This window comes from Oenococcus sp. (genome assembly GCF_047725585.1).
Classification (GTDB): domain Bacteria; phylum Bacillota; class Bacilli; order Lactobacillales; family Lactobacillaceae; genus Oenococcus; species Oenococcus kitaharae_A.
Genome location: NZ_JBDNNF010000001.1, coordinates 427,337 through 442,057, shown reverse-complemented (window position 1 = coordinate 442,057; position 14,721 = coordinate 427,337). Strand labels below are relative to the sequence as shown.

12 protein-coding genes are annotated in these 14,721 nt (G+C 43.7%); 10 read left to right on the top strand and 2 right to left on the bottom strand.

Annotated elements, in window-relative coordinates:
- Nucleotides 1–36 precede the first annotated feature (36 nt).
- Genes pth through ABF487_RS02170 form a run of 3 tightly spaced genes read left to right on the top strand, consistent with a single transcriptional unit; the run spans nucleotide 37 to nucleotide 4,434 of the window.
- Nucleotides 37–609 (top strand): aminoacyl-tRNA hydrolase, encoded by a 573-nt coding sequence (gene pth / locus ABF487_RS02180; protein WP_007744727.1) that lies wholly within the window; start codon nucleotides 37–39, stop codon nucleotides 607–609.
- Nucleotides 609–4,172, top strand: coding sequence for a transcription-repair coupling factor (gene mfd, locus ABF487_RS02175; protein ID WP_415634346.1), 3,564 nt, complete (start codon nucleotides 609–611; stop codon nucleotides 4,170–4,172). Before pth ends, mfd begins: the two co-directional genes overlap by 1 nt.
- Nucleotides 4,159–4,434 carry an RNA-binding S4 domain-containing protein gene (locus ABF487_RS02170; protein WP_007744719.1) on the top strand — a complete coding sequence of 92 codons (276 nt, stop codon included), beginning with the start codon at nucleotides 4,159–4,161 and terminating at the stop codon, nucleotides 4,432–4,434. The genes mfd and ABF487_RS02170 overlap by 14 nt, the downstream gene beginning before the upstream one ends.
- 64 nt (nucleotides 4,435–4,498) lie before the next feature.
- On the opposite strand, the gene ABF487_RS02165 is transcribed toward ABF487_RS02170, so the two are convergent.
- Nucleotides 4,499–5,671 (bottom strand): pyridoxal phosphate-dependent aminotransferase, encoded by a 1,173-nt coding sequence (locus ABF487_RS02165; protein WP_415634345.1) that lies wholly within the window; start codon nucleotides 5,669–5,671, stop codon nucleotides 4,499–4,501.
- Nucleotides 5,672–6,170: 499 nt separating this feature from the next.
- Here ABF487_RS02165 and ABF487_RS02160 point away from each other — a divergent pair, with 499 nt between their 5' ends.
- The 7 genes from ABF487_RS02160 to ABF487_RS02130 all read left to right on the top strand — a co-directional run bounded on the left by ABF487_RS02160 (nucleotide 6,171) and on the right by ABF487_RS02130 (nucleotide 13,271).
- Complete coding sequence (locus ABF487_RS02160) at nucleotides 6,171–6,608, top strand: FtsB family cell division protein (protein ID WP_415634344.1); 438 nt, start codon at nucleotides 6,171–6,173, stop codon at nucleotides 6,606–6,608.
- 27 nt (nucleotides 6,609–6,635) lie between these two features.
- Nucleotides 6,636–7,538 (top strand): tRNA lysidine(34) synthetase TilS, encoded by a 903-nt coding sequence (gene tilS / locus ABF487_RS02155; protein WP_415625471.1) that lies wholly within the window; start codon nucleotides 6,636–6,638, stop codon nucleotides 7,536–7,538.
- Nucleotides 7,539–7,586: 48 nt separating this feature from the next.
- Nucleotides 7,587–8,132 (top strand): hypoxanthine phosphoribosyltransferase, encoded by a 546-nt coding sequence (gene hpt, locus ABF487_RS02150; RefSeq protein WP_415625470.1) that lies wholly within the window; start codon nucleotides 7,587–7,589, stop codon nucleotides 8,130–8,132.
- A 55-nt stretch (nucleotides 8,133–8,187) separates the two neighbouring features.
- Nucleotides 8,188–10,368, top strand: coding sequence for an ATP-dependent zinc metalloprotease FtsH (ftsH, locus tag ABF487_RS02145; protein WP_415625469.1), 2,181 nt, complete (start codon nucleotides 8,188–8,190; stop codon nucleotides 10,366–10,368).
- A gap of 41 nt (nucleotides 10,369–10,409) precedes the next feature.
- Nucleotides 10,410–11,288 carry an Hsp33 family molecular chaperone HslO gene (gene hslO, locus ABF487_RS02140; protein ID WP_007744711.1) on the top strand — a complete coding sequence of 293 codons (879 nt, stop codon included), beginning with the start codon at nucleotides 10,410–10,412 and terminating at the stop codon, nucleotides 11,286–11,288.
- Nucleotides 11,289–11,361: 73 nt separating this feature from the next.
- The gene (gene lysS / locus ABF487_RS02135) at nucleotides 11,362–12,852 is read left to right on the top strand and encodes a lysine--tRNA ligase (RefSeq protein WP_415633454.1); all 1,491 of its coding nucleotides are present in this window, start codon (nucleotides 11,362–11,364) and stop codon (nucleotides 12,850–12,852) included.
- Nucleotides 12,853–12,911: 59 nt separating this feature from the next.
- Complete coding sequence (locus tag ABF487_RS02130; RefSeq protein WP_415634343.1) at nucleotides 12,912–13,271, top strand: hypothetical protein; 360 nt, start codon at nucleotides 12,912–12,914, stop codon at nucleotides 13,269–13,271.
- 3 nt (nucleotides 13,272–13,274) lie between these two features.
- Here ABF487_RS02130 and ABF487_RS02125 read toward each other — a convergent pair whose 3' ends face one another.
- Nucleotides 13,275–14,642, bottom strand: coding sequence for an MFS transporter (locus tag ABF487_RS02125; RefSeq protein WP_415634342.1), 1,368 nt, complete (start codon nucleotides 14,640–14,642; stop codon nucleotides 13,275–13,277).
- Nucleotides 14,643–14,721 lie beyond the last annotated feature (79 nt).

Sequence of the window (14,721 nt, the reverse complement as noted above, 5' to 3'; positions counted from 1 at the left end):
AAACCGTTTTTGAGAAGGGATGGGTCACATAAATAAATGATGAAAGTTATCGTAGGATTGGGAAATATTGGTGCAAAATACGCACATAATCGGCATAACGTCGGTTTTATGGCGGTGGACGAACTCGCACAGCGACTCAATACAACCTTTTCTTTGAAACAAAATCTGCACGCATTTATCGCAACGGCTGTTGTGGCATCTGAAAAAGTATATCTGGTTAAACCGACAACGATGATGAATGATTCTGGTCTGGCCGTAGAGGCCGTGATGCATTATTTTGACGCCGGGCTAGATGATTTAATCGTTTTTGTTGACGATATTGATCGGGATTATGGTCAGCTGCGTATCAAAAAAAGCGGTGCATCAGGCGGACACAATGGTTTGAAATCAATCGAATCAGCTATTGGGAGTCAGAAATTTGTCCGAATCCGTATCGGCACAGGGAGGCCCGCTCATGCTGCACAGGCTGTCATTAATCATGTGTTGGGTGATTTCACAAAACCGCAAATGGACTTGGTTCAGCCCCAGATTGACCAGGCCGTTTTAGCGTCAGAGGATTTTATTAAGGGCATTGCACTGAATACAATTACGAATCGTTACAATAATTAATGATGAGCGCATTGACAGATTTTATCAGTCGTTTGCCTTTGACTGAAAGTATAGTCCTGAACCAAAGCAGCCCGGATACGGCGCAACTTATTTCAGGCATTGACGATACCCCCAAGGCCGCGTTAGCCGCTGGGGTTTTTGTGCGTTTAAAAGCTGAAAAACAGGAAAAAAACAGCTTAATTATCACAGACACGCAATTCCGTGCTGATCGGCTTAGCGGTGACCTGGAAGCTCTCGTCGGCCAGGATAATGTCTTTGAAATTCAAGCAGAAGAATCCTTGGCGACGGAAACAGCGATTGCGTCGCGCGATGCAGATTTGAGTCGCGTTTTGGCCTTGCGAGCCATGCAGTCTAACACTCCAGCCATGATTGTTGCGCCTTTAGCTGCCTTGACGCGTCGTTATCCAGATCCGGCAGTTTTTCGGTCTGCTGTTTTGGATCTTAAAAAATCGGACACCTATGTGCAGGCGGATTTGGCCGGCAGATTGATCGAGATGGGGTATCGCAAAGAAGCATTGGCTGCGAGTCCTGGTGAATTTGCGGTCAGAGGCGAGATTGTTGATATCTATCCGATCAATATGGATAGCCCTGTACGCTTGGATTTCTTCGATGAAGAGCTTGAGTCTATGCGGACTTTTGATGCCGATTCACAAAAATCTTTGGACAAAATCCAGCATGTTTTTGTGTTTCCAGTTTCGGACTTCCTTCTGTCACAAGCTGATTTTTCCACAGATTTGCAAACACTGCAAAATGCTTTTATTGCCTACCGTGATTCTCTGAAGGGGATCGAAAAGAAGAAAATTACAAGTTTTTTTGACCCTCTACTGGCTCGTTCTAGGGAAAGCGGCTTTGATCGCGGTCTTTTACCTTTTGCTGAGTTCTTTTTAACACACTCGCTTTTAGAGTATGCTAAGCAAGACGACCTGCTGTTCATTGATGATTTCGCCAGAATTAATGAACAGGCCAAACTTCAAGAGGAAAAAGATGCGCAATGGATGACTGATGCTTTAAAAGAGTTTCGGCTCCTACCTGATTTAAAAATCAAGCTTGATGCAACTAATCTTTTGAAGAAATCACAGCAGAATATTACCGGTAAACTGCAGCGTTTTCACAATCCGAAAATTTTCTTGAGTAATTTAACCCGTGGGTTGGTTGGCCTGGCTTTTACTGCCAAACAAACTCTATTGACCCGACCGATGCAGCAGTATTTTGGCCAGATGCCGGCCCTAAAAGCTGATGTTGATTCTTATCGTAAGCGAGAATTCACCGTGGTCTTGGCTGCTGCTTCTCATGAACGGTTGTTGTCCTTGCAGCGGACTTTGCACGATTTTGATATGAATTTTGCTATCACTGATGAGGTATTGCCCGGTACGGCCCAATTACAAGTTAGTGCTTTATCACGCGGTTTTGAATTGCCGGATCAGAAATTGGTTGTTCTAACCGAAGCGGAATTGTTCGCCAAAGTCAAAAAGCGAATTCCGCGGCATGCAACTTTTTCTAATGCCGAAAGAATTACCAGTTATAACCAACTCAAGGTTGGCGATTATGTAGTACATGTTAATCATGGTATCGGACGCTATGAAGGTTTAACCACACTGGAAGCCAATGGCGGCAAACAAGATTATTTGACACTGGCTTATGCACAAAACGCCAAGATTTTCGTACCGATAACACACCTGAACCTAGTTCAGAAATACATTGGCGGCGATCAGGGCAAAGTTAAAATCAATTCTTTGAATTCAACCGACTGGGCCAAAACAAAACACAAGGTGGCCACCAAAGTCGAAGATATTGCTGATGACTTGATTGCTTTATACGCCAAGCGCGAAGCCGAAAGCGGTTTTGCCTTCTCTGCTGATGATCAAGCACAGGACAAATTCGATAATGATTTTGCCTACCCAGAGACTGTTGACCAGCTGCGTTCGATTAAAGAGATCAAAAGCGATATGGAGTCAGCCAAGCCGATGGACCGCCTGCTGGTCGGGGATGTTGGTTTTGGGAAGACTGAGGTCGCCCTGCGTGCTGCATTTAAAGCGATTCATGATCACAAACAGGTTGCATTTTTGACGCCGACTACTATCCTTTCCCAACAGCATTACGAAACGGCCTTGGAACGTTTTTCCGATTTTCCGGATGTCAGGATTGCTGTTTTGTCCCGCTTTAATACGCCGGCACAGAACAAAGCGGCTATTAAAAAGATCAAAGACCACCAAATTGATCTGGTTATCGGGACTCATCGTCTTTTGTCCAAGGATGTGGTTTTTGATGATTTGGGCCTGCTGATTATTGATGAAGAGCAGCGTTTTGGCGTCAAACACAAAGAGAAGATCAAACAGCTGCGTGCCAGTATCGATGTCCTCACGCTCACAGCGACACCGATCCCGCGTACTTTAAATATGGCGCTTGTCGGCGCACGTGATTTATCAGTCCTAGAGACACCACCAGCTAACCGTTTTCCGATTCAGACTTATGTTTTGGAAAGTAATTGGCCAGTCGTTGCTGATGCGATGGAAAAAGAGATTGGACGCGGTGGACAGGTCTTTTTCCTGCATAACCGTGTTCAGGACATTGAACGGACTGTTGGTGAAGTACAACGTCTGGTGCCTGATGCCAATGTTGGCTATATTCATGGTCAGATGAACGAAACCCAGTTAGAAAATGTTTTGATGGACTTTTTAAACGGCGTCTATGATGTGCTGGTCACGACTACGATCATCGAGACAGGTGTTGATATTCCGAATGTCAACACGTTGATTGTCGAGAATTCACAGCGTTTTGGTTTGTCGCAGCTTTACCAATTACGCGGCCGAATCGGTCGTTCTAACCGTCTAGCCTATGCATATTTCACTTTTCCGCCTGATCGCCAACCGACTGAAGATGCTCAAAAACGCCTGGAAGCCATTCGTGATTTCACGGAGCTAGGATCCGGCTTTAAATTGGCCATGCGCGATCTGTCAATTCGTGGTGCCGGTGATTTATTGGGCAAACAGCAGCACGGCTTTATCGATTCTGTTGGTTATGAACTATACCAGCAGATGCTGCAAGAGGCCGTAGCAGCCAGGCAAGGCAAACACAAAAAAGCCATACAGACTAATGCTGAAATTGTTTTGGACATTGAGGCTCTGCTGCCTGAGGACTATGTGGGTGATTCATCTCAGAAAATCGAGATGTACCAGCGGATCCGAAAGTCTCAGAACCAGGCACAGTTTGACGAAGTCCGTCAGGATTTGATCGATCGTTTTGGCGCAATTCCTCAACAGGTTGAAAATCTGTTTGCGCTGGCGCGTTTGAAAAATGCCGCTGATTTGGCTAATGTTGTTAATTTGCGTGGCGACGGGACTCAAGTCCGGATATTGTTCAGCAAAAAAGCCAGCCGAGCACTTGCTGGCGAGACTGTTTTTAAAACCTTGCAGGACCTGCCTTATAAGGTTCGCGTCAAAGCCATCGATGATCAATTAGAATTAACCGTCATTTTAAACAAAGATCCGCAACTAACCTATTTAGGAAAAATAACCGATTATCTCGAATCGGCTGCAAAGGAGATCCAACATGCGTTTGGATAAATATTTAAAAGTCAGCCGCCTGATTAAAAGACGCACCTTGGCCAAAGAATTTGCTGACCAGGGACGTGTTACAGTCAATGGCAAAGTTGTCAAATCTTCGGCAAGCGTGACGATCGGGGATGTCTTGGTACTTTCATTCGGCACCCGTATTTTGACAATTAAAATTACCGATACTTCAGAAATTGTGAAGAAAAACGATGCAGGGGAGATGTATGACTTGCTTTCATCGGAATCAAATTCTGATAATTCTTCGATCCATTAAACTGCTATGGATATGTTTTTCATCTCTGCATCTATTTTTAGATTATGAGTTCTCTATTTAGTGTTTAAAACAAATTTAATTTCGCAATCCGTTGGCAGGCCTCGGTGAAATAAGGTTCATCAATCAGCAAGCCGACTCTGACAAAACCTTCTCCCCCTTTACCAAAACCGATCCCTGGTGCCACGGCAACAGCTGCTTTATCTAACAATAGGTCTGTAAACGATTCACTCGTGTAGCCTGTTGGTACGGGCATCCAAGCGTAGAAAGACCCACCCGAAGGATAAGGCTCCCAGCCGATTTTTCTAGCAGCGGCAAAGAATTGATTACGGCGTTTTTCATATAATGACACCAAATCATGAACTGTGTGCTGATCGCTTTTTAGAGCAGCAATACCAGCCTTTTGGATAGCTGGGAAGACACTGACAAAAAGATGGTCTTGAAGCAGGTTGATCGCTTCAATCATGTCGGCATTTCCGGCAGCAAAGCCCAGACGCCAGCCGGCCATGTTATAGGATTTAGAAAAAGTATAAGTTTCAATGCCAACGTCTTTTGCACTGGGTGTCTGCAAAAAACTCAATGACTTTTGTCCGTCAAAGCTGATCGCACCGTAAGCAAAATCATGTACAACGCCGATCTGATTTTGCTTGGCAAAATCGACTGTTTTTTGGAAAAATTCAGGATTGGCAACGGCACCGGTGGGATTATTCGGATAATTCAGGTACATCAGTTTGCCTTTTTTTGCCAAATCCGGGTCGAAGGTGTCATAGTCAGGCAAAAATCCGTTTTCTGCTTTTAAGGGAAACAGCCCTAAACGGACTGAAGCCAGCGCGATACCGGACAAGTAATCTGGATAACCCGGATCTGGCAAAAGCATCGTGTCCCCAGGGTTTAATAATGCAAAGGGCAGCTCCACTAATCCAATTTTAGAACCGCCTAAGATTGCAATCTCTTTATCAGGGTCCAAAGAAACACCGTATTCTCTTTTGTAAAAATCTGCTGCAGCCTGCCTTAATTCAGGATCGCCACGGAATTGGGAATATTTATGATTCTGCGGCTCAGCTGTTGCCTCTTGCATGGCTTTGACAATAAAATCAGGTGTCGGCTGGTCAGGATTGCCTTGGCCTAAATTAATCACGTCAGCGCCAGTCGTAATTTTTGCGTTGACTTTCTTAACTAATTGGGCGAAAAACTGTTGGGGCAGTTGTTTTAACACTTTTGATTCATCAAATGTAACCATTAAAATCTCCTTTAACTTTGAAGCTTCATCAGGCCAGCCATGTTTGCCTGACACAAATAGATACAAAAAATCCTCTATCGTATAAAAACGATAAAGGACGGAAAACCGTGGTACCACCTTCATTGATGCATGACTTGCACCCACTTTTTTAATTGCGCTAACGGGCAAAAGCCGACACTAGCTTGCGCAAAAAATATTCAGCCATTGCCGTTCGCTAGTATGATTGCATCAAAAGACCATCTTCTTGTTCTGTGGCCGACCGCTTCTCAGCTTCGCGCGGTTCTCTTTATCGGAATAGGACAATACTCATCTTTGCAAGGATTATAAAATGCGTATACAGCTTTGTCAAATGAGAGTCTCATACAGGTTGCTATTAGCAGCCAAAAGCTTTTAGTTCGAAATTGAAGGGTGATTGTCCGTGGCGAATTATTAAGATTTATTTGCGATTTTCTTAAGCAGTTTTTATCATTGGAATCCTGTGCGATATTGATTTTAAGCGATGAGGAACGGTGCAGCTAGACAAACGAAAAGGGTCAATCCTAAGACAGAACCGCAAGGTCCTGCTTTGCATGTGGTGCAAGCTGATACCGCTGCTCAAATCCGTCGGGCACAAGGGCCCAACCAAGCTCGCGAGAGACATTATCATAAAGAGATTGCTCGCCGTCGCCGGTTAATTGCCTGCCTTGGCATTTTCTTTGTTGTGATTTTTTCCGTCAATCTGTTGTCTTCAGCTGTCAAACTGAATGCAGCCTTAGCCCAGCTGCGGCAAGTTAATCGGCAATTGGATCGTACTCGCGGTGAAAACGGCAAATTGAAAACTGTGTTGACTAATCTCAAACAGCCTGATTACCTCGCACAGGTTTTACGTGATAAATATCAATATTCCAAAAAAGGCGAAGTTATTTTTAATCTGCCTGCTGGAAGCGACACAAAATAACAGTTTTTTTGCTGTTATTTTATTAATATGAAGAGTCTCTACAGACAATTTCAATTGAATATCCAGAGCCATCGGCTTTTTTCCGGACGCGATAAAGTTCTTGTGGCGATTTCTGGCGGAGTGGATTCAACTGTTTTAGCGAACTTGCTCTTTAAATATGAAAGCCAGCCATCTGATCATCTTTTTTTAGCCCATGTTGATCACCAACTGCGACCTGATTCATTTAAAGAGAAAGAATTAATTGATCGTCAGTTTGCAAGCCGCGGATTGCAGGTATTCCATAAGATCTGGCCGCGTTCTCAGCATCCAACTTCAGGTATCGAAAACGCCGCGCGTGATTTTCGCTACCGATTCTATGAAGAAGTAGCCAGCAGGCTGGGAATTTCGACGATTATTTTAGCTCAGCATGCGAATGATCAGGCTGAGACGACTTTGTTAAAATTGATCCGGGGGGGAGACTGGGAAACAATTTCTGCCATGAATTGGTCGCGTCCTCTAAACAACTCTTCTGATATCCGTGTTGTCAGGCCCTTATTAAATATCAAAAAAGCTGATTTATACGCGTATGCCAAATCGACAGGACTTGAATGGATCGAAGACCCCAGCAACCAAGACCCGGACTACACGAGCCGAAATCAGATCCGCCAAGTGGTTCTGCCGGCTCTGGAAAAAATCAATCCTCAAGCAGTCGAACACATCGCTGATTTTGCAGAGCAGATTAAGCATCTGAAAGAAGACCAGTTGTTTGAAATGTTAAAGCTCTGGGTAAAAGAGTCAGCACCTGATTTACCGATCAAGCGCTCTCAGATCGACCAATTTGAGGCTTTATTGAAAAATAAGCAGTCGCCAAATGGGAGAATCGAGTTAGCCGGCCAAGTATCATTAATCAAGCATCATGATGAAATTCAAGTTAGAAAGGAAAACGAATAAGACTGGCTGTTGTCCCTGCCTGATTCGTGTTAACATAAAAACAATAAAATGACTGATACAGATCCCCGTTTTTCAAGAATACTCCACGATCACGATGAAATCGAAAATGCTGCCAAACGGATTGGGGCACAAATTGATCATGATTATGCCGGCAAAACGCCTATTTTGGTTGTTGTTTTAAAGGGTGCTGTCATGTGGGCAGGTGATCTCTTTAAAAATATTTCAATTGATGTTGAGATGGATTTCATTGATATTGCCAGTTATCATGGCGGTATCAAGTCGACTAACGCCATTACTTTGAGAACTGATTTGACTTCTGATGTACGGGGGCGCGACATTATCCTAGTCGAGGATATTGTCGACACTGGATTATCATTACAATACCTGATCTCTTTGCTAACAGATCGCGGCGCAAAGTCTGTTAAAACAGCCACGATGCTAAATAAACAGCAGGGACATAAAGTCGCGGTGAAAGCCGATTATATCGGCTTTGAAATTTCAAATGAATTTGTAGCCGGTTACGGATTAGATTACCAAGAAGTTTGGCGGAATCTGCCTTTTATCGGTGTTGTGAACCCAGAAGTCTATTCTTAATGTTGTTTGTATCTAGGAATGTTAAAATATTGTGTTAGCGTAAACGAGGTAATATATGCAGAATAAGAATCGCGGATTCTTCCGTAGTTCGTTATCATACGCCATTGTGATACTAGCGATTATCTTCTTAATCTATAGTTTCTTCGGACGGAGTGATGGTAATGTCAAACATCTTTCGACGACTGCCTTTTTAAGGCAGCTGCGGACCAATAAAATTAAAGATTTTACAATTCAGCCTGGAGATAGTGGTGTCTATACGATTTCCGGCGATTTTAAAAAGGCACAGAAGTCTAGTCAGAATAATGGCGGTGTTAGCCTGATTTCTGGTTATCAGGCAACGGTTACGCGTTTTACCGCTTACGTACTGCCTAACGACTCAAGCTTAAAAGAGATTACGAACACTGCTCGCCGAGCCGGGGTTGCGATTAATCCAAGGCCTGCTCCGTCGAATTTCTGGGGCTCGATGCTGACGATGATTGTCCCAACGCTGATTCTATTTGCGCTGCTTTACTGGATGATGCTTGGCGGACAGCGGGGTCAAGGCGGTTCTGGCGGTGGACCTGGCGGAATTATGAGTTTTGGCCGTTCCAAGGCCAAACCTTCAGATCCGAAGCAGAATAAAGTACGTTTTGCTGATGTTGCAGGCGAAGAAGAAGAAAAGCAGGAATTGGTTGAAATCGTTGAATTCTTAAAGGATCCAAAGAAATTTACTAGTTTAGGCGCTCGTATACCAAAGGGTGTTTTGCTTGAAGGACCTCCAGGAACTGGAAAGACTTTGCTAGCCAGAGCGGTTGCCGGGGAAGCGTCAGTACCATTCTTCAGTATCTCCGGTTCTGATTTTGTGGAGATGTTTGTCGGTGTTGGTGCCAGCCGAGTTCGTGATTTATTTGAAAATGCCAAAAAAGCTGCACCATCGATTATCTTTATTGATGAAATTGATGCCGTTGGCCGGCGCCGTGGTGCTGGTATGGGTGGCGGCAATGATGAACGTGAGCAGACCCTGAATCAGATTTTGATTGAGATGGATGGTTTTGAGGGTAATGAAGGCGTCATTGTTCTGGCTTCTACGAACCGTTCTGATGTTTTGGATCCGGCTTTGCTCCGTTCTGGTCGTTTTGACCGGAAGATTTTGGTGGGTGCACCGGATGTTAAAGGCCGAGAAGCTATTCTACGCGTACACGCTAAGAATAAGCCGATGGCCGATGATGTTGATTTGAAAGTGATTGCCCAGCAGACACCTGGATTTGTCGGTGCTGATTTGGAAAACCTTTTGAACGAGGCTGCTCTATTGGCTGCTCGAAATGGCGAAAAAGCTGTCACAGCTGCCGACATTGATGAAGCTGAAGATCGTGTGATTGCCGGTCCAGCTAAAAAAGACCGCAAGACGACCGAAATTGAACGACAGACCGTTGCTTATCATGAAGCCGGGCATGCTATTGTCGGCTTGGTTCTAAATGATGCACAAGTTGTCCGTAAGGTTACGATTGTCCCTCGTGGGCGCGCTGGCGGATATGCTTTAATGATGCCTAAAGATGAACGGTATTTGATGACCGAAAAGGACGCTAAAGAAGAATTGGCTGGCTTAATGGGCGGCCGTGCTGCTGAAATGATTATTAATCAGCAAGCTAGTTCCGGTGCGTCAAATGATTTTCAGCAGGCAACACAGATTGCCAGGGAAATGGTTACGCAATATGGTATGTCAGATAAATTAGGGATGGTTCAGCTGGAAGGCAATGCTAACGCATTTATCGGAGATCCGAATAATCCTAACCCACCGTATTCGCAAAAGACTAGTGAATTGATTGATGAAGAAGTGCGTCGTTTGACTAGAGAGGCTTATCAAAAGGCTGTCGACATTATTCAAACTCATCGTGATCAGCATAAGGCGATTGCTGAGGCGCTGCTTAAATATGAGACTTTGGATGAGGCACAAATCAGGTCATTGTATGAGACGGGTGAAGTTCCAAGCGACTTGGCAGCAACGAAAAATGTTGATGCACGACCGCTGTCATATGAAGAATCTAAAGCTGCATTACAGAAGAACAATTCACATGACCAATCAGAGGATAATAAAGATGATGCCAACGCACCCGCTGATCCTAAACCTGTAGTTAAAAAACCAAGGGCTAAAAAGACAACAAGTACAACGACACCGCGTCCTCGCCGTAAGGCTGCTCCTAAAAAGCCTGTTAAGACTGATGATGATACAGATACAAAAGATAAAGATGAAAAGTAAGGAAAACGCGACTTTAAACAGCCGCGTTTTTATGAATTGATATGGATTATTTGATTAAAAGCGTCACACACAATGGGCACTTTCGCGCCTATCTGACGGATATGTCAGATCTGGTAAGAAAAGCAGCTGAAATACATCATAGCAGTCCAGACGCGACGACGGTTTTAGGGCGTGCACTGATTGCGACGGCTCTGACCGGTACGTCTCTTTTAAAGGGTTCGGATCAGATCCACGTGGCTATCAACGGCCGTGGACCGATTGGCCAAATTGTTACGGAGACAAATGCCCAGGCGCAGCTGCGAGGCTACGTGACTAATCCTCAGGCATCTGTTGCTAAAAGAGCGGACGGCCAACCCAATGTGCCCGTCCTTGTCGGCTTGAATGGGAGCCTGCGGTTAACGAAAGTGCAGCCTGGGTTGGAGCCTTATACCGGCGAAGTTGCTTTAACAACTGGTGAAATTGGTGATGATTTTACCTATTATCTCGCGCAGTCCGAGCAGATTCCAAGCGCAGTCGGTGTCTCTGTTTTTGTTAACTCTAAGAATTTGGTTGAGCGGGCAGGTGGTTTTTTGATCCAAACCATGCCGGGTGCCAGCGATAATGAATTGAACTTATTGGAACAGCATTTAGGCAGATTACCCAATATTTCGTCAATGCTAGCAGAAGGCTTGCAGGCGGAACAGATTTTTGCTAAATTTTTTGGACAGACAAAGATGACGATTTTGGATAAAATTCCGGTCACCTTGGCAGCACCCTTACCCAAAAAATGGTATGCAGACGCTTTGGGGACATTACCGAAAACTGAATTAACAGCCATGATTGCTGAGGATCACGGTGCTGAAATCGTTGATCGTTTTAATGGGCACAAATATCAATTCAGTGAAGAGGAATTGAAAGCGATTCTTGCAGCAGGAAAATAATGAAATACGGAATCAAGCATGGGGAAGGGCCTGGCTTTCTGATACACTAGACTAGGTATATTTAAGGGATTTTATGGTAGAAAAAGCAGATAAAGAATTAAATGATCAACTCAGAGTACGTTTGCAAAAAATGCAGGCTTTAAAAGATGACCTGGGTGTCGATCCTTTTGGCCATCGTTTCGAACGAGATACATATGCAAAAGATATTCATAATTTTGCAGATGATAAAAGCGGCGAATCACTATCTGAGGCCAAAAAACATGTCATTATTGCTGGTCGTATGATGGCCAAGCGTGGTGCTGGCAAGGTTATTTTTGCTGACATCAGAGATGTCAGCGGAACAGTTCAAATCTACGCACGTCGTGATGACTTGGGCGAAAACTATAGTCTTCTGCGTCGTGCTGATTTAGGTGATATTCTGGGTTTTTCTGGTCAGGTTATGAAGACTGATGCTGGCGAGACGACGGTTTTGGTTGACAAAATTACTTGGCTGTCAAAAGCACTGCGGCCATTGCCTGATAAATTCCATGGTTTAACTGACATTGATACACGTTATCGCAAACGTTATTTGGATTTGATTGCAAATCCGGATTCTTTTGATATCTTTATCAAACGGTCGAAAATCGTCAAAGCCATTCGCGATTATATGGATTCGGTTGGCTTTATAGAAGTTGAGACACCAATTCTGCAAAACTCTGCTGGTGGCGCCGCTGCTCGTCCATTTGTAACACACCATAACGCTTTGGATATTGATATGTACCTACGAATTGCAACAGAGCTGTATTTAAAGCGATTGATTGTCGGCGGTATGGAACGTGTCTATGAGATTGGCCGGATTTTCCGTAACGAAGGTATGGATACAACTCATAATCCTGAGTTTACCACGCTTGAATCTTATGCTGCTTATTGGGATTTGTCAGATGTGATGATCGAGACAGAAAATATTATTCGCGCCGCTGCTCAGGCAGTTAATGAAGATGGTCTGATTACTTATAAAGATCATCAGGTAGATATCACAAAACCTTTTGCTAAAAAGTCGATGACTGCTTTGATCAAAGAAAAGACCGGCATTGATTTCGATCAAAAGATGGATTTAGATGATGCCCGTCAATTAGCTGATGATAATCATGTTAAATATGAGAGCTTCTGGGGTGTCGGCCATATTATTTCTGAATTTTTCGATACCTTTGTCGAAAAGACCTTGATCGAACCGACTTTTGTCTATCATTTTCCTTTGGAAGTCAGTCCGTTGGCTAAAAAAGAAGATGACAATCCGGATTTCGTTCAACGTTTCGAGCTTTATATTGCCGGTAACGAGTATGCCAACGCTTTCACGGAACTGAACGATCCGATTGATCAACGGCAGCGTTTTGAAGCCCAAGCTTCTGAACGTGAAAATGGTAATGACGAAGCTGAGTCGATTGATGAAGATTATATTGAAGCCCTCGAACACGGTATGGCACCAACGGGTGGTTTGGGGATTGGTATTGATCGTCTGGTGATGCTTTTGACTGACCAGGCTTCAATTCGAGATGTGTTACTGTTCCCAACAATGAGAAATTAAAACAGTATTTAAAAACCTTGATGATTCCTTATCAAGGTTTTTGTTCTAAAATAGGCTGCATGCAGAAGAAATCAACAATTAATAAATTTTTAGAAGCCATTCCACGGATTTTATCTAGTCCGATATCGATCGCGATTTTCTTATTTTTGTTTGTTTATCTCGTTATTTTCGGAATTTTGGGTTTAATTCCGCAACTCAAGTTTCTTGAACCATCGAATACGAGCCAGTTAATTCTAGGCAATTATACGAATGTCCTGTCGGCCTTAGGCGCGGCCATTGCGGCTGGTGTTGGCACTAGTGTTCATAAACATGTTCGTGCTCATCGTAAACAAACAGCCGATTTGCAAGTGACAGTCGACCGCTTGGAGAAAAAGATAGATGAACTTGCAAAAAAGATTAATGCTGATAATCCAAAATAAAGATTAAACATTAGTGGTTTTTTGCCGTTTAATCCGCAAGACCAGATACAACAAAATCGCAGCAAAGACGCTACATACGATCAAAGCAGCCAGCATCCCGATCATTGAGACTTGTCTAGGACGAGAAACTACGGACAGCACTTGACTCACAATTAAGACACCGATGACGCCTGCTACTTGTCTAACTGTGGTTATCAAAGCAGTGCCGTGGGGAATCAAGTCATCATCTAAAGCGTTGTTTGCATAAGTGACGGCCGGCATCATCATAAAGGCGTTTCCTGATTCAACCAATGCGGCAAAGATGACGGCAAACAACCAGTTTTTCAGTTCAACGATTAATGAAAGACCTGCGAAGCCAATAAAGATCATGGACGCACCAATCAGCATGGTGCGTTTCAGACCAAATTTTGCCATGACCTTGGCCGAGCGGCGGTTCAAAATGCTTAAGCTTAACGCCGCCGGCACCATTAAAAGGCCTGACCATAGACTATTCAAATTCAGGATTCTTTGAAAATACAGCGGCATTAAAACCGTTGTCACGATTAAACCGATATAGGATCCAGCCGTCAGAAACATGCCAAGCCGAAAAGCAGACTTGGCTAGTACATGCAAATCCAAGAGGGGATTTTTGACTGTCAGCTGCCGATAAACAAAGTAAGCAGTTAGTAGAAGACCGGCAATTAATAAAATGAGCAGCCAGACACGGATACCTGAAGATAATGTTTGCAAAGCGTATAAGACCATTAACAGCCCCACTAAAGATAAAGAGGAGATCCAGTCGAAATGATAAGGTTCTTTCGGCATGACATTACTGATATATTTGAGGGACAGCAGAAATAAGACCAGCAGGACTAGTAAGAAAAAAGCGAAAACGGATTGCCAATTAAAAGCCTGCAAAATGACACCGGAGACAATTGGTCCAACAGCTAACGCAGAACCCATCACCAATCCGACTGCCCCCATTTGAGCGGCGCGATTCTCCGATGGTGTGATCGATAGAATCACAGACTGGAAACTGGGAAATAAGAGTCCGACCGAGATGCCTTCTAATAAGCGGCCTACCATCAGCAGATCAAAGTTTGGTGCGTAGATTGCAATTAAGGTGCCAACCATAAAAATAAGCTGTAAAGCTAACAAAAAATTTTTAAAGGGCAGATTTTTCAAAAACCAAGGCGATAAAGGCATCATCAAGACCATGATCAGCATAAAGCCTGTCGTTAACCACTGGACACTTGCAATCGGTACAGAAAAACGCTGCATTAAAGTCGGGTAAATGGTTGTCATAGCTGACTGACTGATCGAAAATGTAAAACTGGTTGCTAATAATAAGTTGATAAAAAATTTCTTGTGTTTATTTGATAAATTTGGCATTAATCCTTCTTTCTTTACTAGTACACTGTATGCGTCGCTGTTTTGATTATAAATAAAAAGGCTCTGCGATAACAGAGCC

Bases quoted from the DNA above. Each gene is read 5' to 3' on its own strand.
- ABF487_RS02160 (WP_415634344.1), top strand. From the start codon at position 6,171: ATGAGGAACGGTGCAGCTAGACAAACGAAAAGGGTCAATCCTAAGACA.
- mfd (WP_415634346.1), top strand. From the start codon at position 609: ATGATGAGCGCATTGACAGATTTTATCAGTCGTTTGCCTTTGACTGAA.
- hslO (WP_007744711.1), top strand. From the start codon at position 10,410: ATGGATTATTTGATTAAAAGCGTCACACACAATGGGCACTTTCGCGCC.
- ABF487_RS02130 (WP_415634343.1), top strand. From the start codon at position 12,912: ATGCAGAAGAAATCAACAATTAATAAATTTTTAGAAGCCATTCCACGG.
- ABF487_RS02125 (WP_415634342.1), bottom strand. From the start codon at position 14,642: ATGCCAAATTTATCAAATAAACACAAGAAATTTTTTATCAACTTATTA.
- hpt (WP_415625470.1), top strand. From the start codon at position 7,587: ATGACTGATACAGATCCCCGTTTTTCAAGAATACTCCACGATCACGAT.
- ABF487_RS02165 (WP_415634345.1), bottom strand. From the start codon at position 5,671: ATGGTTACATTTGATGAATCAAAAGTGTTAAAACAACTGCCCCAACAG.
- lysS (WP_415633454.1), top strand. From the start codon at position 11,362: ATGGTAGAAAAAGCAGATAAAGAATTAAATGATCAACTCAGAGTACGT.
- ABF487_RS02170 (WP_007744719.1), top strand. From the start codon at position 4,159: ATGCGTTTGGATAAATATTTAAAAGTCAGCCGCCTGATTAAAAGACGC.
- pth (WP_007744727.1), top strand. From the start codon at position 37: ATGATGAAAGTTATCGTAGGATTGGGAAATATTGGTGCAAAATACGCA.
- ftsH (WP_415625469.1), top strand. From the start codon at position 8,188: ATGCAGAATAAGAATCGCGGATTCTTCCGTAGTTCGTTATCATACGCC.
- tilS (WP_415625471.1), top strand. From the start codon at position 6,636: ATGAAGAGTCTCTACAGACAATTTCAATTGAATATCCAGAGCCATCGG.